1 protein-coding gene and 2 pseudogenes are annotated in these 1,042 nt (G+C 38.3%); all 3 read left to right on the forward strand.

Features of this window, described 5'->3' with window-relative positions; genetic code table 11:
• Nucleotides 1-190: hypothetical protein (locus tag HMPREF0083_RS29080; RefSeq protein WP_209421089.1), on the forward strand; the 190-nt coding region annotated here is incomplete at its 5' end.
• Nucleotides 117-460, forward strand: a pseudogene (locus HMPREF0083_RS27390) (hypothetical protein); the annotation flags it as partial. The gene HMPREF0083_RS29080 and the pseudogene HMPREF0083_RS27390, both read left to right, overlap by 74 nt.
• Before the next feature lie 193 nt (nt 461-653).
• A pseudogene (locus HMPREF0083_RS19185) lies at nt 654-980 on the forward strand (amino acid permease); the annotation flags it as partial.
• Nucleotides 981-1,042 lie beyond the last annotated feature (62 nt).

Consider the following 1,042-nt stretch of genomic DNA (forward strand, 5'->3'; position numbering starts at 1 on the left):
GACGCGTGCACCTTCTTTCTTCCACCTTATGGATCATCAACAGGCGTGTTATAGTCTATTTAGTGACCATATGGATGGAAACAAACTACGCTCCACTGTTCAGGCCAATATCACTAATGTATGGGCAATTGATTGCCATCTTACTTTGTTCTTCTACTATGTTTCGAATGCACAACTTACTTCTCACTAAGAAAAAACGAGAGCTTAGTGAATATAAAGCGATTGATATAATTACGGACTATTTTCCACTTCTGTTTCAAACTACACAAAAAACACCCAAGAGCTATCAAAGATCCTCCTTCGCCTGTTCAACCTCCTACAGCGAAACGGGCGAAAATCCCACCGTTATAAGAAAAAAACGGTCTTTGATATCCTGAGTGTTGTTTATGAGTATACCATGAATTATGGCAATGTATATCGTAAGTATGACATAGTTTATTTCACTATGCCAAGAAGCTGAGAGAAAGTTCCTTCTCATCAAGCTTCTTTTTTATTACCCTCTTGGATGTATATTAAAGAGGAACAGAAAATTGGGTAAACAGAGATTCCGCAAACATTGAAACAGTATAGAGTGCCGTGCTAAACAGTATATTCAACCGGATTTTTTTTGAAACTCCGGGGAAACTATTTGAAAAATGCCTCGGAGGAAAAGCATGGTAACAAAATTAAAACGATTTTTAATCGGGCGGCCAATGAAATCACATGAGCTTGCAAATGAAAAGCTAAGTAAACTGAAGGCACTTGCTATACTTTCTTCAGATGCTTTATCGTCTGTAGCATACGGAACAGAACAGATTCTTTTAGTTTTAATCACCGTGGGCGCAGTAGCATTATGGTATTCGATTCCCATTTCATTTGCAGTTCTTGGCCTTTTAGCAATACTCATTTTGTCTTATCGTCAAACTATTTATGCTTACCCAATGGGTGGTGGTGCGTATATTGTAGCAAAGGACAATTTAGGTACTACAGTTGGACTGGTCAGACGATATCGTAGCCGTCTATGTCGGATTCGATGACGAAGAAATCAAAAAAATGGAGAAAA

Origin of the sequence: Aneurinibacillus aneurinilyticus ATCC 12856, from assembly GCF_000466385.1 — a bacterium.
In the GTDB taxonomy this organism is placed as follows: Bacteria; Bacillota; Bacilli; order Aneurinibacillales; family Aneurinibacillaceae; genus Aneurinibacillus; species Aneurinibacillus aneurinilyticus.